This window comes from Brevundimonas sp. FV1ps31S, assembly GCF_058681265.1.
The window spans coordinates 2,609,953-2,631,080 of record NZ_CM178735.1 but is presented as its reverse complement, the minus strand read 5'-3'; the positions used below and the strand labels follow the sequence as shown (position 1 = coordinate 2,631,080).

Genomic DNA, 21,128 nt, shown 5'->3' with positions numbered 1-21,128 from the left:
AACAATGCGTCTTCTGGTGGTAGGCAGACTGAGCGGACAGCTCGCTTCGGCGGTGAAGATGGCCATGGCGCACGGCGCCAAGGTCAGCCACGTCGAGCGCGCGGACCAAGCGACCGAGCAGTTGCGAAGAGGGCAGGGCGCCGACCTTCTGATGGTCGACTACCAGCTCGACATCGCGGCCCTGATCGCCGCGAACGAGGCCGAACGGATCACGGTTCCGGTGGTGGCCTTCGGCGTCGACGCCGACGCACGCGAGGCCGCTGCAGCGATCAAGGCCGGGGCCAAGGAGTTCATTCCCCTGCCGCCCGACGCGGAGCTGATCGCCGCCGTCCTGGCCGCCGTCGCCGACGACGAGAAGCCGATGATCTCGGCCGACCCGTCGATGAAGGCGGTGCTGCAGCTGGCCGACCAGGTGGCGCGCTCGGAAGCCTCGATCCTGATCACCGGCGAAAGCGGCGTCGGCAAGGAGGTGATGGCGCGCTACATGCACGACAATTCGCGCCGGTCGGAACGCCCCTTCATCAGCGTCAACTGCGCCGCCATTCCCGACAATCTGCTGGAATCCGAACTGTTCGGGCACGAGAAGGGCGCCTTCACCGGCGCCGTCGCGCGCCGCATCGGCAAGTTCGAGGAAGCCGACGGCGGCACCCTGCTGCTGGACGAAATCTCCGAGATGGACGCCCGGCTTCAGGCCAAGCTGCTGCGCGCGATTCAGGAGCGGGTCATCGACCGCGTCGGCGGCTCCAAGCCGGTCTCGGTCAATATCCGCATCATCGCCACATCCAACCGCGACCTGGCGCGCGCCGTGTCGGAAGGCACGTTCCGCGAGGACCTGCTCTACCGGTTGAACGTCGTGAACCTGCGCCTGCCGAGCCTGCGCGAACGGCCCGGCGACATCGACGTCCTGGCCGAGCATTTCATCAAGAAGTATGCGGCGGCCAACGGCGTGCCTGTGCGCCCGATGTCGGCGCAGGCGCGACGGGCGATCAGCGCCTATCGCTGGCCCGGAAATGTTCGCGAACTCGAGAACGCCATGCACCGCGCGGTCTTGCTCGCGACCGGCCCGGAAATCGACGTCGACGCCATCCGCCTTCCGGACGGTCAGCCTCTGAGCCCGAGTTCGACGACGGCGGCCCCGGGCGTAACCGGGCATGAGACCCCCTACGGCGGGGGCGTCGCCGCGCGCGCGGCCCAGGCGGCCGACGCCGCGACCCGCAGCTTCGTGGGCCAGACGGTGGCGGCGATGGAAAAGAGCCTGATCCTGGACACCCTGACCCACTGCCTGGGCAATAGGACCCATGCGGCCAATATTCTGGGCATCTCTATCCGCACCCTGCGTAACAAGCTGAACGAATACGCCGACGAGGGCACGACCATTCCTGCGCCTCAGTCGGGGGTTTCCGCATCGGGCTACGCGGCCTGAGCATGGGGCGCGGGCCGAACAGAAGGCGGGTGATCGGCGGCGCGCTGGGCCTGGGCTTCGGCCTTGGCGGCGGGCTGTCCGCCTGCACCCCCCGCAACCAGACCCAGGAGAAGGCCGAAGCGGCGCCGGACTTCTTCCTGTCCGACCTCGAGGCGCTTCACGGCGGCCGGCTGGGCGTCGCCGCCCTGGACGTCGGCAGCGACAGGCGTGTGGTCTGGCGCGGCCAGGAACGTTTCCCCTTCTGCTCGACCTTCAAGGCCTTCCTGGCGGCCGCGACCCTGGAGCGGGCGCAGCGGGATGAAGAACGGCTGGACCGCACCGTTCGCATCACGCGCGCCGACATCGTCCCTCACGCCCCTGTCACCGAACCGGCGGTCGGCGGCGTCCTGACGATCCGGGAGCTGATGCAGGCGGCGGTGGAGGTCAGCGACAATCCGGCCGCCAATATCCTGATCCGCGAGATGGGTGGAATCGCCGTATGGCGTTCTTGGTGGCCGACCTTCGGCGACACCACCACCGTGATTTCGCGCCTGGAGCCGGACCTGAACACCGCCCTGCCCAACGACCCGCGTGACACCTGTCTGCCGGAGCAGACCCTGGCCAATATCCGCGAGATGGCCTTCAGTGATCGGCTGACGCCCAACCACGACGCCCTGCTGCACAGCTGGCTGACGGCCTCGCCGACCGGCCCGAACCGGATCAAGGCCGCCGCGCCGGAAGGCTGGACCGTCGCCCACAAGACCGGATCCGGCGCGAACGGCACGGCGAACGATATCGCCATGCTGACGCCGCTGAGCGGTTCGCCCGTCATCGTTGCCGCCTATTTCACCGGCGCGACCGAGGCGACCGACGACCAGCGCGACGCCGTAATCGCGGAAGCGACCCGTCGCGCGCTGAAGGTTTTGGGCCGTGACTGATACGCCCATGATGATGAAGGACGGCATGGCGCGCCCCACCGGGCGCGACGTCCTGAGCTGGGTCAACCGCGGCGAAGTGCTGATGGCGGTCAGCGTGATCGGCGTGATCATGCTGCTGATCCTGCCCGTCCCGAAGATGCTTCTGGACCTGCTGCTGGCGATCTCGCTGGTCTCGTCCGTGCTGATCCTGATGACGGCCGTGATGATGAAGCGGCCGCTGGACTTCGCCATCTTCCCGACCGTCCTGCTGGTCTCGACCCTGTTCCGCCTGGGCCTGAACCTGGCCTCGACCCGCCTGATCCTGACCCACGGCCAGGAAGGCCACGACAGCGCCGGTCAGGTCATCAACGCCTTCGGCCAGCTGATGATGGGGGGCAATTTCATCATCGGGGTGATCATCTTCGCCATCATCCTGGTGGTGAACTTCGTCGTCATCACCAAGGGTTCGACCCGGATCGCCGAAGTGTCGGCCCGCTTCACCCTGGACTCCATGCCGGGCAAGCAGATGGCCATCGACGCCGACCTGTCGTCCGGCCTGATCACCGAGGACCAGGCCAAGCTGCGCCGCAAGGAGCTGGAGCAGGAATCGACCTTCTTCGGCGCCATGGACGGCGCCTCCAAGTTCGTGCGCGGCGACGCCGTCGCCGGCCTGATCATCACCTTCATCAACGCCATCGGCGGCATCCTGATCGGGGCTTTGCAGCACGGCATGCCGGCGATGGAGGCCGCCAACACCTATGTGCAGCTGACGATCGGCGACGGCCTGGTCACTCAAGTGCCGGCCATCATCATCTCGATCGCCGCCGGCTTCCTGGTGTCCAAGGCCGGCGTCGAGGGCACGGCGGACAAGGCCATGGTCACCCAGCTGGCCACCAACCCCGTGTCGCTGGGCGTGGTGTCGGGTGCGGCCGGCCTGATCGGCCTGATTCCTGGAATGCCGCTGCTGCCGTTCGCAGCCCTGGCCATCGGAGCGGGCTTCATGGCCTGGAGACTGGGCCGAAGCCGGCTGAAGCCCGAGCCGACCGAGGCGGAGATCGCCGCCAACGCCAAGCCGAAGGAGGAGGTCGAGGAGCCGATCTCCAACATCCTGACCATCGATGAGGTCAAGATCGAGCTGGGCTATTCGCTGCTCAGCCTGATCAATGATCTGGAGGGGCGGCGGCTGACCGATCAGATCAAGGCGCTGCGCCGGTCGCTGGCCCAGGAATACGGCTTCGTCATTCCCCAGGTCCGTATCCTGGACAACATGCGGCTTCCGACCCAGGGCTACGCCATCCGCATCAAGGAGATGGAGGCGGGCGCAGGCGAGGTCCGTCTGGGTCATTTGATGGCGATGGATCCCGCCGGACGTCAGGTGGAATTGCCGGGTGAGCATATGCGCGAGCCTGCCTTCGGTCTGCCGGCGACCTGGATCAACGAGAACCTGCGCGAGGAAGCCACCTTCCACGGCTATACGCTGGTCGACCCCTCGACGGTGCTGACTACCCACCTGACCGAGATCCTGAAGGAGAACATGGCGGATCTGCTGTCCTACGGCGAGGTCCAGAAGCTGCTGAAGGAACTGGGCGTCGAGGAGAAGAAGCTGGTCGAGGAACTGATCCCCAGCGTCGTCACCGTCACCACCCTGCAGCGGGTGCTTCAGGCGCTGCTGCGCGAAAAAGTGTCGATCCGGGATCTGCCCGCCATTCTGGAAGGCCTGGCCGAGGCCGCGCCGCACAGTTCCAGCGTCACCACCCTGGTGGAACATGTCCGGGGTCGCCTGGCCCGCCAGTTGTGCTGGCAGCATCAGGGCGGCGACGGCGCCCTGCCGATCGTCACCCTGTCGCCGGAATGGGAAAGCGCCTTCGCCGAAAGCCTGATCGGCGGCGGCGAGGACAAGCAGCTGGCCATGGCGCCGTCACGGCTGCAGGACTTCATACGCAGCGTGCGCGACACCTTTGAGCGGATCGCGATGTCGGGCGAGAATCCTGTCCTGTTGACCGGCCCCCAGACCCGTCCTTACGTCCGCTCGATCATCGAACGGTTCCGCGGCCAGACGGTGGTGATGAGCCAGAACGAAATCCATCCCCGCGCCAAGCTGCGGACGCTCGGACAGGTCTAGTTCGCCATGGTCCACCCGCCGGCCGAGGCGTTGCGGGCCACGTCGTTGACGGGGCGGGCGACCAGGCCTGACTGGGTGATCCAGACCTCGTATTTCGCCCCGTCCGCCATCGGCATATAGGCGGCGGATCCGTATAGGGTGTCGGCGGCGTCGATGTAGCGGCGATATCGACGCAGCGCGTCCCAAGCCTCGACCTTGAACGGCACGGCGCCGTTGCGGGCGTCCGCCTTGACCGCCGCCAGGTCGTAGGCGCTGCGTTCGCCGTGCAATTCCTGCTCGACGGTGCGGTAGCGGCCCGATAGGCGGTCCAGTCGATATTCGGCGTCCAGTCCCAGGACATTGGCCCAGGGTTTCCACTTCAGCACCTGCGCCTCGATCCGCCATTCGTCGCCGTGGACCGGATACCGGGCGCTGGCCGGGGCGGTTTGGTTCTCGCCCGTCGGCTGAACCAGATCGATCTCGTAATACTGCGGGGCCAGCTGGCGCAGGGTCAGGGTCGCGACCGGCCTTTCATAGGTCAGCCGGTCGTAGGTCTGAAGATTCAGGCCGAACAGCGTCGCCAGCGACGCCGCCCAGAGCACACCGCCCCCGAAGACCGTCCCTGCGACGCCGCGAAACGGCCTGCCACCGAACAGGGCCCTTAGCCCTCTGACCAGAAACACGAGGCCAAGCAACGCCGCAGCCGCCGGCAAAATCCACCACCACCAGATCATCAGCCCCACTCCCTTGGCGCCCGCCCCCTCCGGTCGAGCTTGAGCCATATTAACCAGAAGTCCCCAAATGATCGCAGGTTTCGTCGAACAGGCGTTTGACGCAGCTCTGGGGGCCGCTAATGCTCGACCTCATGATGTCTCGTTCCAGTCAGAATTGGTCTCGTTTCAGGGACTTCGTGCGAACACCGTCGCTCGCCCGCTCGATGGCAGGCCTTCTAACCCTGGCCTTTGTCCTGCTGCTGACGGTCAATATCTCGACCTTCGTCATGATCCAGCGCACGGCGGCGGCGAACGAAATGATCGAAAAGGCTCAGGAAATGCGACGGGCCTCGCGCAGCGTCCTGATTTCCATGCTGGACGCCGAGACGGCCCAGCGCGGCTTTCTCCTGACGGGACGCAGCGATTTTCTGGAGCCGTTCGAAGCAGCGCGCAGCGATCGGGAGACGGCGCTCGCCTTGCTGGAGCGTTCGACCATGACGGACGCCAGCCTGCGCCAGCCGGTGGCGCGTGTGCGCCGGCTGGCCGATGCGAAGCTGCGGGAGATGGAGGGTACGCTGACGCTTGCCCGTGAGGGGCGTATCGGGCAGGCGATCCAGGCGGTCCGGTCCGGCGAGGGCAAACGCTATATGGATGAGCTCCGGAGCGCCATCAGCGACTTCGAGGCCCTCAAGTCCACCCGTATCGCCGAACGGACCCGCGCCTCGGAGCGGGCCGCCTTCGTGACAGTGTTGATGAACGCCCTCACGGGCGGACTTGTGTTGATCCTGGCCCTTCTGTCGATCTGGATGGTGCGGCGTTATGTTCAGGAGATTCAGAGAGCCCGCGAGGAGTTGGACGTGTTGAACGCGGGTCTGGAGGACACGGTGAGAGATCGCACCGCGGCCCTCACGCGCGCGAACGAGGAAATCCAGCGCTTCGCCTACATCGTCAGCCACGACCTCCGCGCGCCCCTGGTGAATGTGATGGGCTATACGTCTGAGCTGGAGCAGGCGGGCAAGGTGATCGACCGTGCGATCACCGAGGCCGAAACCCATCGGGAGGTGGCGCCGGACGTCGTGACGGCCGTGCGCGAAGACCTGCCTGAGGCCCTGGGCTTCATTCGCGCCTCGACCGAGAAGATGGACCGGCTGATCAACGCCATCCTGAAACTTTCGCGAGAGGGGCGGCGCAACCTGGCGCCCGAGACCCTGAACATGGCCGTCATGGTCCAGAACATCGCCGACAGCGTCCACCATCAGACCGAGGCGTCCGGCGCGCGGATCATCGTCCAAGAGATGCCCCCTTTGGAAAGCGACCGGCTGTCGATGGAGCAGATTTTCGGCAATCTGATCGACAACGCCGTCAAATATCTCGATGTGGACCGTCCCGGCGAGATCGTCGTATCCGGCGAAGAGGCGGCGGGCGGCTGGGTCGTCTATCGCGTCGCCGACAACGGCCGCGGCATCGCTCCCCGCGACCATGAGCGGATATTCGAACTGTTTCGTCGTTCGGGCAGGCAGGACCGTACGGGAGAAGGATTGGGCCTAGCCTTCGTCCGCAACAGCGTCAGACGGATCGGCGGCTCTATCGACATCGAGTCCGAGCTTGGCAAGGGCTCGACTTTCCTTCTGAAATTCCCCAAACGACTGATCGTGTCGGAACCCGGAGGCCTATCGTGACGCAAGCCGTCAAAATCATCATGGTCGAGGACGATCACGGCCACGCCAAACTGATCGAGAAGAATATTCGCCGCGCGAATATTAACAATGAGATCAAGCATTTCGACGAAGGCGGGGCGGCTCTCGACTACCTGTTCAGCCCGGAAATCCTGGCGAACGGGCCCTTGCTCATCCTGCTGGATCTGAACCTGCCAGATATGTCCGGAACCGACATTCTGGAGCGGGTGAAAGGGGACGATCGCCTCAAGCGGGCGCCCGTCGTGGTCCTGACGACAACGGACGACAAGGTCGAAATCCAACGTTGTTACGACCTAGGCTGCAACGTCTATATCACCAAGCCGGTGGACTATGAGTCCTTTGCCGGCGCCATCCGCCAACTGGGCCTGTTCCTGTCGGTGATGCAGGCCCCGGAGATCGACTGATCGCAGCCCCTGCCGTCATTCGTCTGCTCTATATCGACGACGACCGCGGCCTGTCGCGGCTGGTCGAGAAGGAGTTGGGCCGGCATGGTTACGCCGTCACCTGCGCCCCCGAAGGGGACGCCGGTCTCGAACTGCTGGCGACCAATCAATACGACGTCTGCGCCCTGGATCATTATATGCCCAGCCGTGACGGGCTTGACGTCCTGCCCGACATCCTGGCCCTGCCCACGCCGCCGCCGGTCGTCTATGTGACCGGCGCCCAGGACGGACGGATCGCCGTGGCCGCGCTGCGGGCCGGCGCGGCTGATTACGTGATCAAGGACGTCTCCGAGGACTTCACCTCCCTGTTGCGGTCAGCGCTCGAAGACGCCCTGCTGCGTCGCCGGCTGCAGCACGAGAACGATGTTGCACAAGAAGAAATCCGACTGGCGCGCGACCGGGCCGAGGCCATGCTTCGCGAGGTCAACCACCGAGTCGGCAACTCGTTGCAGCTGGTTTCCAGCTTCATATCGCTGCAAATGCGCCACATCACGGACGAGGGCGCGCGCGAGGCCTTGCGGGAATCCCAGGCGCGGATCGAGGCCGTCGCCCACGTGCACCGCCGTCTGTACACCTCGGGCGACATGAGCCGGGTGGCTATGGACGAATACCTGGAAGGCCTGATGGACGAACTGTCCAAGTCCGTCGGTCCGGGCGAGGGATCGCCTCGCCTGATCGTCAACGCGGCGCCTTTGTGGGTGACGACCGACCAGGCCGTATCGCTGGGCGTGGTTGTCGCCGAACTGGTCACCAATGCGGTGAAATACGCCTATCTGCCTGGGCAGGGCGGCGAGATACGCATCACGCTGAAGTCCGAGGGCGAGCACCGCGCCATATTGACGGTCGAGGATGATGGGCCCGGCCTGGGCGACGGAACGCCCAAGGGCACCGGCCTTGGCGGCAAGATCATTTCGGCCATGGCGTCAGGCCTGCGGTCGGCCGTAGAATTCGACGCCGCTCACAAGGGCGTGCGCGCCAAGCTGGCCTTCGACCTCTAGGGTCGGGTTCGTCATGCTTCAGTTCGGTGTCCGCAATCCTGTTCTCGACTATCGCCACCGCGCGACGGCCTTCGGGGTGGTCGAGCGCGACCGCCTAATCGCCTGTGTCCGGGTGGAACGGTCCAATGGTCCCTATTTCGATCTCCCCGGCGGAGCGCTGGACGGCGAGGAGACCGAGGTTCAGGCCCTGGTCCGAGAGTTCGTCGAGGAAACCGGCCTGACGGTCGCGCCTCTGAACCGCATCGCCGAGGCCGGCCAATATCATCTGAAGAGCACCGGCGAGCCCGTGTACAACGTCGGCGGCTTCTGGACGGCCTCTGTCACGGCGGACAACCCGGACGCCAAATGCGAGGATGATCACACCCTGGTCTGGCTGGATCCGACCTTCGCCCTGTCGCGTCTGCGCCACGACGCCCACGCCTGGGCCTTGGCGGTCTGGCTGCGCCGCGCAAGCTGAGCGTTACGGAACAGCCGGCGCGCTCTCCCGTTTCTTCAATGACTCGCGACGTCATCACGGCGTATCGAGAAAAGGAGAAATATCATGCCCGATCAAGATCGTATCGAAGGCTCGGCCAAGAACGTCGGCGGCAAGATCAAGGAGACCGCAGGCAAGGTGACCGGCGATTCCAAGATGGAAGCCGAAGGCAAGGCGGAACAAGTCGAGGGCAAGGTCCAGAACGCCGTCGGCGGCGTCAAGGACAGTGTCCGCGACGACCGCAATTAGGCTTTCACAAGCCGAATTCGAAGCGCCGCCCGCTGAAGCGGGCGGCGTTTTGCTGATCAGTCCTTGTCCCCGCCCCACAGCTTCAGCGACAAGCCTTTCTTGGCCGTGGCGTCGACGGGGCGACATTCCGAGCTGAAGCCGCCTTCGACCGGGCGTGGGCGGCAGTCCATCTCTTGCGGCAGCGGCGATGCGACGCCGTTGCTTGATCGGGGGCCGCATTGAAGCGCATAGGGCGACCCGTCCCCGCCGCCCCGGATCATCTCGCAGTCGCCGGCCATGCCCGCCGGCCGAAGCGCCTCGGGGAGATCCGCGCCAAGAGCCAGGGCCAGTTGTTCGCGCACATCGGACTGGCAGGTCTCCAGCGGCTTGGCGCCTCGCACCAGGGGGCTGCATCGGGCCCTTTCATAGCCGAAGGGATCGGCCAGGCCCCACGCCGGCACGGTATGTTCAACCGCCGGCGCGACGGCTGCGGCGGTTGGCGCGGGCTCGGGCGTCTCCCAGACGACGGAGGAGGCGGTCTGCTGCAAAAGGAGGGAGGCTAAGGCGGCGGCGATCATCGGTCAGGCCCCTGGGTGCGACCTGACGCCAAGTCGCCGGGGACGCGTCCCTACCTTGTCAGTGCGCGTATCGCCTTGTCGAGCCCTGCGAGCGTCAGGGGGAACATCCGGTCGTCCATAACCTCGCGCAACAGGCCGACCGAGGCGGTGTAGCTCCAGTAGCGTTCCTGAACCGGGTTCAGCCAGATCGACTTGTCCCACTGCTGCCGGGCGCGTTTCATCCAGACGGCGCCGGCCTCCTCGTTCCAGTGTTCGACCGAACCGCCGGGCATGGTGATCTCATAGGGCGACATGGTCGCGTCGCCGACAAAGATGGCTCGCCAGTCGCCAGGATATTTGTGCAACAGATCCCAGGTCGGGATGCGCTCCGTATGGCGCCGCCGATTGTCCTTCCAGACGTCTTCGTAGAGGCAGTTGTGGAAGTAGAAGAACTCCAGGTTCTTGAACTCGGTCTTGGCGGCCGAAAACAGTTCTTCGACCATCTTTATGTGCCCGTCCATCGAACCGCCGATGTCGAGGAACAGCAGGACCTTGATCGTGTTGCGCCGCTCGGGCCGCATCTGGATGTCCAGCCAGCCCTGGCGGGCCGTGCCGTCGATGGTGCCGTCGATGTCCAGTTCTTCCGCCGCCCCTTCACGCGCGAACCGGCGCAGGCGACGCAAGGCCACCTTGATGTTGCGCGTGCCCAGTTCGACCGTGTCGTCCAGGTTCCTGAACTCGCGTTTCTCCCAGACCTTGACCGCCCGACCGTGCTGACCCGGCCCCCCGATGCGCACGCCCTCGGGATTATAGCCGCCGTGGCCGAAGGGGCTGGTCCCGCCCGTGCCGATCCATTTCGACCCGCCGGAATGGCGTTCCTTCTGCTCCTCCAGCCGCTGTTTCAGCGTCTCCATCAGCTTGTCGAACCCGCCCAGCGCCTCGATCTGCGCCTTCTCCTCGTCGCTCAGGTATTTCTGGTTCAGCAGCCGCAGCCAGTCCTCCGGAATATCGGTCGTCAGGTCTTCGCCCGCGCCGACCGATTCGACGCCCTTGAACACCGTCCCGAACGCCTGATCGAACCGGTCATAGTGTTTCTCGTCCTTGACCAGAACCGCGCGCGACAGGTGATAGAAAGCCTCGATCTCACGCCCCGCCAGGTCGCGATCCATGGCCTCCATCAGATGGAGCCATTCCTTCATCGACACCGGAACCTTGGCGTCGCGCAGGGCGGTGAAGAAGGGCAGGAGCATTAATCGTCCGCTTCGTTGGGCGAGGCGTCCGGCAAGTCCGCCGACAGTCGAACGACATGGCCTGTCACGATGTCCCACAACCGGGCGGGCTCGAGCCGGTCATATTCCTGCGCAATGAGATTGCGAAGGCTGATGATCCGCCGCCATGCGATTTCGGTGAACTTGGCTTTCGACGCCTCGGAGAGCTTGTTCGCGGCCTCTCCCAGGACAATCAACTGCATGGCGATAGCATCCGCTATATATATGTCCGTCAGGGAGCGTTCGAACTCGACGTCATCCATCTGGCGTTCGATCTTATTGATCGCTTGCCGCATGCGATACAGATGCGCGGCGTCTCTAGACTGCAATGGCGTCCCTCAATGCCGTGCGCCGGATGTACGGATTGGTGAGTGATGTGTCCGGACAGATTTCGACGGGGCGATGCAGTTCGTGGGTCAGCGATTCCTTGATGTCGAAAAGATCGAAGTAGGACAGGGTCCGGGTTTCATCCACCAGCAAATCCACGTCGCTGTCCGGTCCCGCTTCGTCGCGGGCGTAGCTGCCGAACAGGCGCACGTTGACGATGCCCTGCTCCTCGAGCCAGGGCTTAAGCTCACGCAGCTTTTCCAGCAGTTCGGCGCGGGTCATGGCCGTACCATAGTCTATCCGCGTCGCAAGATGAACTCGTGGTCGCGCCAGGCGCCGACTGGGTACTCGTACTCCCCCGCCTTCTCGAACCCATAGGCGGCGTAAAGCCGCTGGGCCTTTTCGTTGCCGCTCCAGACGCCGATCCACAGCGGGCCCTGAGTGTGGGCCTCCATCCAGTCTAGCGACAGGTTCAGCAGCTTCGTGCCCAGGCCCAGACCCTGCGCGGCCTTCGACACATAAAGGCGGCGCAGCTCCATATGCTCGGGTCGGGCTTCGGGGTGGGGCAGGCCGTTGGGACCGACGTTGGCAAAGGCCAGCAGGTCGCCGTTCCGCTCGGCCACCCACCAGGCGCAGCGGGGTTCGGCCAACTTCTTCAGCGTCGGCTCAGGATCGAAGCTGGCGTCCAGGAAGGCGTTCAGGTCGTCTTCGGGATAGGGAATGCCGAAGCCGGTGACGAAGGTGTCGATGAAGGTCTGTCGGCCCAAAGCGCCCAAGGCTTCGGCGTCTTCGGGGCGGGCGGGGCGGATCAGGGTCTCGGTCATGATCCGCCCTTAGCCTCAGAAGCCGTCGAGCGCGACCTTGCCGATGGTCGAGCCGCTTTCCAGCCGCCTGTGGCCCTCCAGCAGAGCCTCCACCGACAGGGGCCCCAGGTTCTCGGTCAGGGTCGTGCGCAGGGCGCCCGCGTCCACCAGACGGGAGACTTCGCACAGGAGGTCGTGCTGGGCGATCATGTCGGGCGTCTGCTGGAGCGAACGGGTGAACATGAATTCCCACACGAACCCGACCGATTTCTGCTTCAGAAGCTCGATCGGCAGGCCCTTGAAATCGTCGATGCAGCCGATCACCCCCTGCACGGCGACCGCGCGCGCCAGGGCTTCGAAATGGGCCTGGGTCTGGGTCAGGGCGGCGACATACCGGGGCGCGCGCTCGCCCGCCGCCGTCAGGGCCTCGTCGATGCCGCCGGCGTGGTCGATGACGGCATGGGCGCCGAGGTCGAGGCACCACTGGCGGGTTTCAGGACGCGAGGCGGTGGCGACGATCCTCAGTTTCGTCACGGCGCGCGCGATCTGGATCAGGGCCGAGCCGACACCGCCGGCCCCTCCCACCACCAGCAGGGTCTCGTCCTCATCGCGGCCCGCCTTCATTCGATCGAAAAGCAGTTCCCAGGCCGTGATGAAGGTCAGGGGCAGGGCGGCGGCTTCGGGGAAGCTCAGGGACCTCGGCTTGGGCCCGACGATCCGCTCGTCGACGGCCTGGCGTTCGGCGTTGGAGCCAGGGCGGTCGATCTGGCCGGCGTAGAAGACGTCGTCGCCGATCTGGAACAGGCTGACCTCGGGCCCGACGCCGACCACGATTCCAGCGGCGTCATAGCCGAGGATGCTGGCCTGGCCGTCTTCCGGCGTCCGGCTGGCGCGAACCTTGGCGTCGACCGGGTTCAGGCCGACCGCCTTGACCTCGATCAGCAAATCGCGGGCGCGCAGGCTGGGCTCGGGCGCGTCGAAGGCGACCAGGGCGGCGGGGTCGGTCGAGGGGCGGGGGCCGGTCGTGCCGATGGCCTTCATGATGGTCTCCTTGGCTGTTTCGTCGCCTTGCAAATCGGCTTGCGATAGGCTGGCCGCAAGGCGCATCTGAGAAATGATCCATCCGCCATGACCGACCTGCCGATCTTCACCCATCCGTCGATGCTGTCCCACGCGCCGGGTGCAGGCCATCCTGAAAGTCCCGAGCGGCTCAGGGCGGTGCTGGAGGCCTTGGCTGACGCAGGGCTCGCCGGCGACCGACGCGCGGCGACCCAGGCCGAGGTCGCAGATCTGGAGCGGGTGCATCCGGCCGCCTATGTCGCACGCCTGCTCGAGGCGTCGCCGGGCGAGGGGTTGAACCGGCTTGACGCGGACACCGTGCTGTCTCCTGGCAGCGTCCCGGCGGGGCGGTTGGCGGCGGGTGCGACGATCGATGCGGTCCGGGCTGTATCGCGGGGAGAGATGAACCGCGCCTTCGCCGCCGTTCGCCCGCCCGGCCACCATGCGGAGCCGGACCGGGCGATGGGTTTCTGCCTGTTCTCGTCCGTGGCGGTGGCGGCGCGCGTGGCCCAGGCCGAAGGCATGGCCCGGGTGGCGGTGGTCGATTTCGACGTCCACCACGGCAACGGCACCCAGGCCGCGTTCCAGCACGACGACAGCCTGTTCCTGGCCTCGATCCACCAGATGCCTCTCTACCCAGGCACGGGAGCGGCGGATGAGGTCGGCGTCGGCAATATCGTCAACGCCCCGGTCGCGCCCCATGCGGCGCGCGAAGCCTGGCGCGCGACCTTCGTCGGCGGGCTGATGCCGGCCCTGGAGTCGTTCCGCCCGGACCTGATCCTGATCTCCGCCGGATTCGATGCGCACCGCCGCGATCCGCTGGCGCACCAGTCGCTGGAGGCCGAGGATTTCGCCTGGGCTACGCGGGCGGTTCTGGAAGTCGCGCGAAGGACATGCGGGGGGAAGGTTGTATCCTCGCTCGAGGGCGGTTACGACCTTGAAGGACTAGGCCGGTCCGCGGTCGCCCATGTTCAGGCCCTTGGGGAGGACTGAGGACGTCAAAGCCTTGAAATCTAAGGCCCGTCCGTTCGCCATGTCGTCTCCTGCCCTTTCCCTCGATTCGTCCGAAGATCGCGCCGCACGCGTGGTGGCGCCGACGACGTCCGGCCTGCCGGCGGCGCTGCGCCCTGGGGCGATCATCCTGATCCGCCATGGCGAACCGGCCTTGTCGCGCAAATGTCTGATCACCGCGCGGCAGTACGGCGACTGGTGGGCGAAGTACGAGGTCGGCGGCCTGCTGGCCGGGCAGACGCCGCCCGCCGCCCTTGTCGCTGCGGCGGAGGGCGCCGGCGCCATCTATGTCTCGACCCGCCAGCGCGCCCAGGAAACCGCCGCCGCCGTCGCCGCCGGCAAGGAGACGATGACGGACGCCCTGTTCATCGAGGCGCCTCTGCCGCCGCCGCCCTTTCCGGACTGGTTCAAGCTGTCGCCCAAATGGTGGGGCGTCGTGTCGCGATTCTGGTGGCACGCCTTCAATCACCATGGCGGCCAGGAAACGCGCGAACAGGCCGAGGTGCGCGCCGAGGCGGCCGCCCAGGTGCTGATCGCCAAGGCGGCGGGCGGTCGGGACGTGCTGGTCTTCGCCCACGGCTATTTTAATCACATGGTCGGCCGCCGCCTGAACGCCGACGGCTGGAAGCTGGTCGAAAATCAGGGGTTCCGCTATTGGTCGCAACGGCGGTACGAAAAGCGATAGGCTCGCTGTTGAAGCCTCGGGCCGCCCCCTCTAGGGTCCGCGCCCATGACCGACGCCATCATACCTGACGATCTCAGCTTCGAAGCGGCCCTGCAGCGCCTGGAGACCATCGTCTCGCGCCTGGAATCGGGGCAGGCCCCGCTGGAAGAATCCATTGCCCTGTACGAGGAGGGCGCGAAGCTGAAGGCCCATTGCGAGGCGCGTCTGAAGGCCGCCCAGCTGCGCGTCGAGAAGATCGTCGTTGGGCCGGACGGTCAGGCGAAGGGCGTTGAGGCGGCGTCGTTCGAATGACGGACAGGATCAGCTTCGACGACTTCATGAAGGTCGACATCCGGGTCGGCCGAATCGTCACGGCCGAGGCCTTTCCCGAGGCGCGCAAGCCGGCCTTCAAGCTGCAGATCGATTTCGGCCCCGAGATCGGCGTCAGGAAGTCGTCGGCCCAGATCACACGCCACTACACGATCGAACAGCTGGAAGGCCGCATGGTCGCCGCAGTGGTCAACTTCCCGCCGCGTCAGATCGGCCCGGTGATGTCGGAAGTCCTGACCCTGGGCTTTCCCGATGCGGATGGTGAAGTGGTTCTGGTGGGCGTCGATCGCGATCTGCCCTTGGGCGGGCGCCTGTTTTGACCCCAATCCTGGCCGCCAATTCCCCTGAACAGGCCGTGATCGACCGGGTGGCGGAGGTCGCGGACCTCGTCACGGTCGCGCTGGACGAACTTCTGCCGCGGGCGGACGGGCTGGAATCACGCCTGACCGAGGCCATGCGTTATGCAGCCCTGGGGCCTGGCAAGCGGCTGCGGCCCTTCTTCGCCCTTGAGGCCTCCCGACTGTTCGACATCGACGAACGGTCCGTGCTGCGCGCCGCCTGCGCCCTGGAATGCGTCCACGCCTACAGCCTGGTCCACGACGACCTGCCCTGTATGGACGACGACGACATGCGGCGCGGCCGCCCGACCGTCCACCGCGCCTATGACGAGGCCACGGCGGTCCTGGCCGGCGACGCGCTCCAGACGGCGGCTTTCGACATCATCCTGCACGAGGACACCCACGACGACGCGGCGGTTCGTTGCGAGCTGGCGGCGCGACTGTCGATGGCCTCGGGTGCGCGGGGCATGGCCGGCGGCCAGATGATCGATCTGCTGGGCGTACGCGACGATCTGGGCGGGGTCGCCCGGATGCAACGGCTCAAGACCGGCGCCCTGTTCGCCTATGCCTTCGAGATTCCTCTGATCATCGCTGACGCCTCGATCCAGCATCAGCACGCCCTGATCAGTTTCGCCCATGATGTCGGCCTGGCCTATCAGATCGTCGACGATCTTTTGGACGCCGAAGGTTCGGCCGAGGAAATGGGCAAGGCGGCCGGCGGCAAGGACGCGGCCCTGGGCAAGACGAATTTCGTCACCCTGCTGGGTCTGGAGGCGGCGCGACAGAGGGTCGCGCACCTGTCCGACCAGGCCAGGGCTCATCTGGAGCCGTTCGGACATGAGGCGGAAATCCTCAAGGCCAGCGTGGACTTTGTGCTAAAGCGCCGGTCCTGATACGAAACATTGATCCCCCTCAGGGGTTGATCGATCAGACTTTCAAGGTTTCCCCGGTTGATGCCCGACACCCCGCTTCTCGACACCGTCAAGTTTCCCGCCGACACGCGGGGCTTCGACATCGCCCAGCTGAAACAGCTGGCGCAAGAAGTGCGGGCGGAAACCATCGACGCGGTCTCCGTGACCGGCGGCCACCTGGGCGCCGGCCTGGGCGTGGTCGAGCTGACCACGGCCCTGCACCATGTGTTCGAGACGCCTAGGGACATTCTGATCTGGGACGTCGGCCACCAGTGCTATCCGCACAAGATCCTGACCGGTCGTCGCGACCGGATCCGCACACTGCGTCAGCCCGGCGGCCTGTCGGGCTTCACCCGGCGCAGCGAGAGCGAATACGACCCCTTCGGCGCCGCCCATGCCTCGACCTCGATCAGCGCCGCCCTGGGCTTCGCCGCCGCACGGGACCAGAAGGGCGAGAAGAACAAGGTCGTGGCGGTCATCGGCGACGGCTCCATGTCCGCCGGCATGGCCTATGAGGCGATGAACAACGCAGCCGAGGCGACCAATGGCCAGTTGATGGTCATCCTGAACGACAACGACATGTCCATCGCTCCGCCGGTTGGGGGCATGAGCGCCTATCTGGCCGGTCTGGTGTCTGGCGGCGCCTATCAGAACGTCCGCCGCCTGGGCCGCTCGGTCGCCCAGCACCTGCCGCGCCCGTTCCGCAACGCGGCCAAGAAGGCCGAGGAATACGCCCGCGGCATGGTCACCGGCGGCACCCTGTTCGAGGAGCTTGGCTTCTACTACGTCGGCCCCATCGACGGGCATGACATGGAAAATCTGGTCCCGATCCTGAAGAAGGCGGCGGCCATCGAGGATCGGCCCGTTCTGGTCCATGTCGTCACGCAGAAGGGCAAGGGCTACGCTCCCGCCGAAAGCAGCGCCGACAAACTGCACGCCGTGGTCAAGTTCGACGTGATCTCCGGCAAGCAGGCAAAGTCGGTCTCCAACGCCCCCAGCTACACCAAGGTGTTCGGGACCGAGCTGATCAAGCACGCCGCTCTGGATCCCTCGATCGTGGCCATCACCGCCGCCATGCCCTCGGGCACGGGGCTGGACCTGTTCGGCCAGGCCTTCCCCGACCGCACCTATGATGTCGGCATCGCCGAACAGCACGCCGTCACCTTCGCCGCCGGTCTGGCCGCCGACGGGATGAAGCCGGTTTGCGCGATCTATTCGACCTTCCTTCAGCGTGGCTATGACCAGGTGGTCCATGACGTGGCGATCCAGTCGCTGCCGGTGCGGTTCGCCATGGACCGGGCCGGTCTGGTGGGAGCAGACGGCGCAACCCACGCCGGGTCGTTCGACATCGGCTTCATGGGCGCCTTGCCCGGCATGGTGCTGATGGCCGCCGCCGACGAGGCGGAACTGGCGGGCATGATCTCGACCAGCCTGGCCATCGACGACCGTCCCAGCGCCTTCCGCTATCCGCGCGGCGACGGCGTGGGCGTCGAGATCCCGGAATTGGCCGCCCCGTTCGAGATCGGTCGCGGCCGGATCGTGCGCGAGGGCACGTCCGTCGCCATCCTGTCCCTGGGCACCCGGCTTCAGGAATCGCTGAAGGCCGCCGATCTGCTGGCCGCGCGGGGCGTGTCCGCCACCGTCGCCGACGCCCGTTTCGCCAAGCCGCTGGACGCCGATCTGATCCTGCGCCTGGCGCGCGAGCACGAGGCTCTGATCACGGTGGAGGAGGGGGCCATGGGCGGCTTCGGCGCCTTTGTGCTGCAACTGCTCGCCGAAAAGGGCGCGCTGGATCGCGGCCTCAAGGTCCGCACCCTGAACCTGCCCGACGTCTTCCAGGACCAGGACGCCCCCGCCGCTATGTACGCTCTGGCGGGCCTGAACGCCGAACATATCGCGGCGGCGTCCCTGACCGCGCTGGGGGTCGAAGCGACCCGAGCCGTCCGGGCCTGAGACCAGAAGCATGACCGCCGGCGTGTCTCCCCGGCCGGTCGGGTCGGCCTTCCTGATCGGTTACGCCGTCGCCTATATCGGCGCCTTCATCGGTGTCGCGCCCCTGCTTCAGGTGCTCGCGCCCCTCCATGCCGAGTTGATCGACGGCCAGGCCAAGGGGCCTCTGCTCAGCCAGGCCCTGTTCTGGGGCTGTATGGCGGCCGGGATCGGCAATATCATCGGCGGCGCCCTCAGTGACCGGACTCGGTCGCGGCACGGCCGGCGGCGACCCTGGATCGTGGTCGGCGCGGTGCTGACGATGGGCAGCTACGCCGCCATCCAGCAGTCCTCGACCCCTCTGGGCCTGGTGCTGGGTCTGGTCTGTTTCCAGCTGACCTTCAATATTCTGCTGGCCCCACTGATCGCCCTGTTCGCGGACCGGGTGCCCGAGAACCGGCGCAGCGCCATGTCGGCCGTCATGGGCATGGGCTATCCGCTGGCCGCCATGATCGGCTCGGTCGTCATGGCTTGGGGGCCGCAGGGCGAGGTGGCGCGGTTCGCGACCCTGGCCGCCGTCGTTCTGGTCGCGACCGTCCCGTTCGCCTTGCTGTCGCGGGAGGATCCCGTCCCCGCCGACCGGGTGCGGGCGCCCCTGTCGGGTTTTTCGCTCTCCAGTCTGCTGGCGCCCTTCGCTGTTCGCGACTTCACCTTGGCCTGGTCGTATCGGTTCTTCGTCGTCACCGGCTATTCGCTGGTGGCCTTCTATCTGCTCTTCTACATCGCCGACGCCATCGGCTTCCCGCGCCTGTTCCCCGGACGCTCGGCCGAGGCCGGCCATTCGCTGCTGACCGCCATCGCCGTGGTTGGGGTGGTCGGGGTCAGCACCATCGTCGCCATGGGCGGCTCGGGGATTACGCGACGCAAGCCGCTCGCCATCACCGGAGGGGTGCTGTTGGCCATCGCGGCGGCGGTCATGGCGACCACTCAGGACTGGACGACCGTGGTCGTCGCTTTCGCCCTCTATGGGGTGGGCCAGGGCTGCTATGGCGCCATCGACATAGCCCTGATGACCGATGTCCTGCCGTCGGTCGAGGACCGAGGCAAGGACCTGGGCCTGATCAATCTGGCCGTGACCCTGCCCCAGGCGATTGCGCCGCTGATCGCCCTGGTCCTGCTGGAGACCCTGGGCCTGGACTTCCGCAGCCTGTTCCTGGCCGCCACCGCCTGTTTCGGCGGGGCGACCCTGGCGGTGGCCTCGATCAGGCGGGTGCGGTGACGTCTTCCAGCGGACCCAGACCGGTCTCGGTCCGCGCCAGCCGATAGGTTTTCAACGTCTTGTTCTCATACGGCTTGGCCAGGATGGTCGAGACGACGCGCAGTTCGCCGACCGCCTGATCCCGGTCCAGGGTCAGCAGGATGTAGCCCTTGGCCGACTGGTCGCAGAATTTGACCTCGGGATTGGCGGCCTGAAGCGCCAGGCCCAGCGGCAAACCGGCCACCAAGTCCCCCGGCGAGGGGCTGGAGATGGACGATGTTCCGAATTCGACCGCCCGACGCTGGCCGCCGTTGTCGTACAGTTCGTTGACCCAGAAGGCGTGGCTGTCGCCGGCCAAGACAATGGGCTCGACCCCGGCCTGTTTCATCGTCTCGTACAGGCGCTCGCGTCCGGCGGGGTAGCCGTCCCAGCTGTCCAGGTTGAACGGCAGGCCCAGCTTGAACAGCTGGATCGCGCCCTGCACCTGGGGCTGGTACTCGGCGGGCAGGCCGGCGATCATCTGCGCCAGCTGGGCCGGCGGCACCATTTCTTCGATATTCGGTCCCTTGACCCGGGCCATGACGACCTGGTTGCCCAGGATCTGCCACGGACGACCGGCGGCCTTGGACTGGCCCATGGCCTCGCCCAGCCAGCGGCGTTGGTCCTCGCCCAGCAGGTCGCGCGACGGCTCCTGGCGCTGGGCCTCGAAGGCGGCGAGATCGGGACGGCCGTCGGCGCTCTTGGGGATGTTGGCGAAGTCCATCTGCTCGTTGCGGGCCAGCAGCCGCGTCTCGACCATGTGCAGGCTGGCCAGGTCGCCGAAGTGGAAGCTGCGGTTGATCGCCTCCTTCATGCCGCCGGCCTTGGCCTCGCGGATCGGCATCCATTCGTAATAGGCGCGCAGGGCCGCCGCCTTGCGCGTGGCGAAGTCGCCTTCGGTCGCCGGCTGATGGTTCTCGGCGCCCAGCATCCAGGCGTCGTTGGCCACCTCGTGGTCGTCCCAGACGCAGATGAAGGCGGCGCGGGCGTGGGCGGCCTGCAGGTCGGGGTCGGTCTTGTACTGGGCGTGGCGCGTCCGATAGTCGGCCAGACTGACGATCTCGTGCGGGGGCAGGGGCGCTCGGTTCAAGGCGGCGCCGGTGGTCATGCCATAGTCGTCGGCTGCGGCACCGTATTCGTAGATGTAGTCGCCCAGGTGGACGATGGCGTCCAACTGCTCCAGCTGCGAGATCGCCTCATAGGCGTTGAACAGACCGCCGGGATAAAGCTGGCACGAGACTACGGCCAGATTGACCTGGGGCGTCGCGCCCGCGGCCAAGGTGCGCACCCGGCCGACCGGCGAGGTCACGCCGTTGGCCACGAAGCGGTAGAAATACTCCCGACCCGGCTCCAGGCCCTGGCCGTCCAGATCGTGTTTGACGGTGAAGTCGCGCTCCGCCCGGGCGCGCAGGCCGGAAGAGCGGCGAACCACGTCGGCGAAGGCGGCGTCGTTCGCCACCTCCAGCGTGACGGCGACATCCCCGGCCGACGGATCGGCCGGGGTGATGCGCGTCCAGAAGACGGCAGAATGCTGATCCGGATCGCCGCTGGCCACCCCGTGAAGGAAGGCGACCTGACCGGTATGGGCGGACTGGGCGACGGCGGGCGTCGCCGCCCCCGCGCCGAGCAGCCCCAGAAGGCTGCGGCGATCCAGATTCAT

The 21,128-nt window shown here is 66.4% G+C and carries 23 protein-coding genes; 15 read left to right on the top strand and 8 right to left on the bottom strand.

Annotated features, from left to right (window positions below):
• Positions 1-4: 4 nt before the first annotated feature.
• From flbD to flhA, 3 genes are read left to right on the top strand one after another with little or no spacing between them, the layout of a single operon-like run.
• Positions 5-1,423 (top strand): sigma-54-dependent transcriptional regulator FlbD, encoded by a 1,419-nt coding sequence (gene flbD / locus ACVPT3_RS12570; RefSeq protein ID WP_492041214.1) that lies wholly within the window; start codon positions 5-7, stop codon positions 1,421-1,423.
• A 29-nt stretch (positions 1,424-1,452) separates the two neighbouring features.
• Positions 1,453-2,340, top strand: coding sequence for a class A beta-lactamase (gene bla, locus ACVPT3_RS12565; protein WP_492041213.1), 888 nt, complete (start codon positions 1,453-1,455; stop codon positions 2,338-2,340).
• 7 nt (positions 2,341-2,347) lie between these two features.
• Positions 2,348-4,441: a flagellar biosynthesis protein FlhA gene (gene flhA, locus ACVPT3_RS12560; RefSeq protein WP_492043824.1), complete on the top strand. Its 2,094-nt coding sequence runs from the start codon at positions 2,348-2,350 to the stop codon at positions 4,439-4,441.
• Here the strand turns inward: flhA and ACVPT3_RS12555 are convergent.
• Positions 4,438-5,202, bottom strand: coding sequence for a hypothetical protein (locus ACVPT3_RS12555; RefSeq protein WP_492041212.1), 765 nt, complete (start codon positions 5,200-5,202; stop codon positions 4,438-4,440). The genes flhA and ACVPT3_RS12555 overlap by 4 nt on opposite strands.
• Before the next feature lie 155 nt (positions 5,203-5,357).
• On the opposite strand from ACVPT3_RS12555, the gene ACVPT3_RS12550 reads away from it, so the two are divergent.
• From ACVPT3_RS12550 to ACVPT3_RS12530, 5 genes are all read left to right on the top strand, one after another.
• Positions 5,358-6,812, top strand: coding sequence for a sensor histidine kinase (locus ACVPT3_RS12550; protein WP_492041211.1), 1,455 nt, complete (start codon positions 5,358-5,360; stop codon positions 6,810-6,812).
• Positions 6,813-6,832: 20 nt separating this feature from the next.
• Positions 6,833-7,234, top strand: a complete 402-nt coding sequence (locus ACVPT3_RS12545; protein ID WP_395943101.1) for a response regulator — start codon at positions 6,833-6,835, stop codon at positions 7,232-7,234.
• Positions 7,231-8,271, top strand: coding sequence for a sensor histidine kinase (locus ACVPT3_RS12540; protein WP_492043823.1), 1,041 nt, complete (start codon positions 7,231-7,233; stop codon positions 8,269-8,271). The genes ACVPT3_RS12545 and ACVPT3_RS12540 overlap by 4 nt, the downstream gene beginning before the upstream one ends.
• A 13-nt stretch (positions 8,272-8,284) precedes the next feature.
• Positions 8,285-8,728, top strand: coding sequence for an NUDIX domain-containing protein (locus tag ACVPT3_RS12535; RefSeq protein ID WP_492041210.1), 444 nt, complete (start codon positions 8,285-8,287; stop codon positions 8,726-8,728).
• Between the two features lie 84 nt (positions 8,729-8,812).
• Entirely contained in the window at positions 8,813-8,995 is a 183-nt protein-coding gene (locus tag ACVPT3_RS12530) for a CsbD family protein (RefSeq protein ID WP_492041209.1), read from the top strand.
• 56 nt (positions 8,996-9,051) lie between these two features.
• Here the strand turns inward: ACVPT3_RS12530 and ACVPT3_RS12525 are convergent, their stop codons facing one another.
• From ACVPT3_RS12525 to ACVPT3_RS12500, 6 genes are read right to left on the bottom strand one after another with little or no spacing between them, the layout of a single operon-like run.
• Entirely contained in the window at positions 9,052-9,552 is a 501-nt protein-coding gene (locus tag ACVPT3_RS12525; RefSeq protein WP_492041208.1) for a hypothetical protein, read from the bottom strand.
• 50 nt (positions 9,553-9,602) lie between these two features.
• Complete coding sequence (locus tag ACVPT3_RS12520; protein WP_492041207.1) at positions 9,603-10,781, bottom strand: vWA domain-containing protein; 1,179 nt, start codon at positions 10,779-10,781, stop codon at positions 9,603-9,605.
• A complete protein-coding gene (locus tag ACVPT3_RS12515; protein WP_492041206.1) occupies positions 10,781-11,095 on the bottom strand; it encodes a HepT-like ribonuclease domain-containing protein in 315 nt (104 codons plus the stop codon). Before ACVPT3_RS12515 ends, ACVPT3_RS12520 begins: the two co-directional genes overlap by 1 nt.
• Before the next feature lie 22 nt (positions 11,096-11,117).
• Complete coding sequence (locus tag ACVPT3_RS12510) at positions 11,118-11,408, bottom strand: nucleotidyltransferase family protein (RefSeq protein ID WP_492041205.1); 291 nt, start codon at positions 11,406-11,408, stop codon at positions 11,118-11,120.
• 14 nt (positions 11,409-11,422) lie between these two features.
• On the bottom strand, positions 11,423-11,950 hold the full coding sequence (locus ACVPT3_RS12505) for a GNAT family N-acetyltransferase (RefSeq protein WP_492041204.1): 528 nt from the start codon (positions 11,948-11,950) through the stop codon (positions 11,423-11,425).
• 15 nt (positions 11,951-11,965) lie between these two features.
• Complete coding sequence (locus ACVPT3_RS12500) at positions 11,966-12,970, bottom strand: zinc-binding alcohol dehydrogenase family protein (protein WP_492041203.1); 1,005 nt, start codon at positions 12,968-12,970, stop codon at positions 11,966-11,968.
• Positions 12,971-13,057: 87 nt separating this feature from the next.
• Between ACVPT3_RS12500 and ACVPT3_RS12495 the strand changes: the two genes are divergently transcribed.
• Genes ACVPT3_RS12495 through ACVPT3_RS12465 form a run of 7 tightly spaced genes read left to right on the top strand, consistent with a single transcriptional unit; the run spans position 13,058 to position 19,450 of the window.
• The gene (locus tag ACVPT3_RS12495; RefSeq protein ID WP_492041202.1) at positions 13,058-13,981 is read left to right on the top strand and encodes a histone deacetylase family protein; all 924 of its coding nucleotides are present in this window, start codon (positions 13,058-13,060) and stop codon (positions 13,979-13,981) included.
• A 40-nt stretch (positions 13,982-14,021) separates the two neighbouring features.
• Positions 14,022-14,684: a histidine phosphatase family protein gene (locus ACVPT3_RS12490; RefSeq protein ID WP_492041201.1), complete on the top strand. Its 663-nt coding sequence runs from the start codon at positions 14,022-14,024 to the stop codon at positions 14,682-14,684.
• A gap of 45 nt (positions 14,685-14,729) precedes the next feature.
• Positions 14,730-14,975 carry an exodeoxyribonuclease VII small subunit gene (locus tag ACVPT3_RS12485; protein WP_492041200.1) on the top strand — a complete coding sequence of 82 codons (246 nt, stop codon included), beginning with the start codon at positions 14,730-14,732 and terminating at the stop codon, positions 14,973-14,975.
• The gene (locus ACVPT3_RS12480) at positions 14,972-15,313 is read left to right on the top strand and encodes a tRNA-binding protein (protein WP_492041199.1); all 342 of its coding nucleotides are present in this window, start codon (positions 14,972-14,974) and stop codon (positions 15,311-15,313) included. Before ACVPT3_RS12485 ends, ACVPT3_RS12480 begins: the two co-directional genes overlap by 4 nt.
• Before the next feature lie 35 nt (positions 15,314-15,348).
• The gene (locus ACVPT3_RS12475) at positions 15,349-16,224 is read left to right on the top strand and encodes a polyprenyl synthetase family protein (protein ID WP_492043822.1); all 876 of its coding nucleotides are present in this window, start codon (positions 15,349-15,351) and stop codon (positions 16,222-16,224) included.
• Positions 16,225-16,281: 57 nt separating this feature from the next.
• Positions 16,282-18,195 (top strand): 1-deoxy-D-xylulose-5-phosphate synthase, encoded by a 1,914-nt coding sequence (gene dxs / locus ACVPT3_RS12470; protein WP_492041198.1) that lies wholly within the window; start codon positions 16,282-16,284, stop codon positions 18,193-18,195.
• A 10-nt stretch (positions 18,196-18,205) separates the two neighbouring features.
• A complete protein-coding gene (locus ACVPT3_RS12465; protein ID WP_492041197.1) occupies positions 18,206-19,450 on the top strand; it encodes an MFS transporter in 1,245 nt (414 codons plus the stop codon).
• Here ACVPT3_RS12465 and ACVPT3_RS12460 read toward each other — a convergent pair.
• Positions 19,434-21,128, bottom strand: coding sequence for an alkaline phosphatase D family protein (locus ACVPT3_RS12460; RefSeq protein ID WP_492041196.1), 1,695 nt, complete (start codon positions 21,126-21,128; stop codon positions 19,434-19,436). The genes ACVPT3_RS12465 and ACVPT3_RS12460 overlap by 17 nt on opposite strands.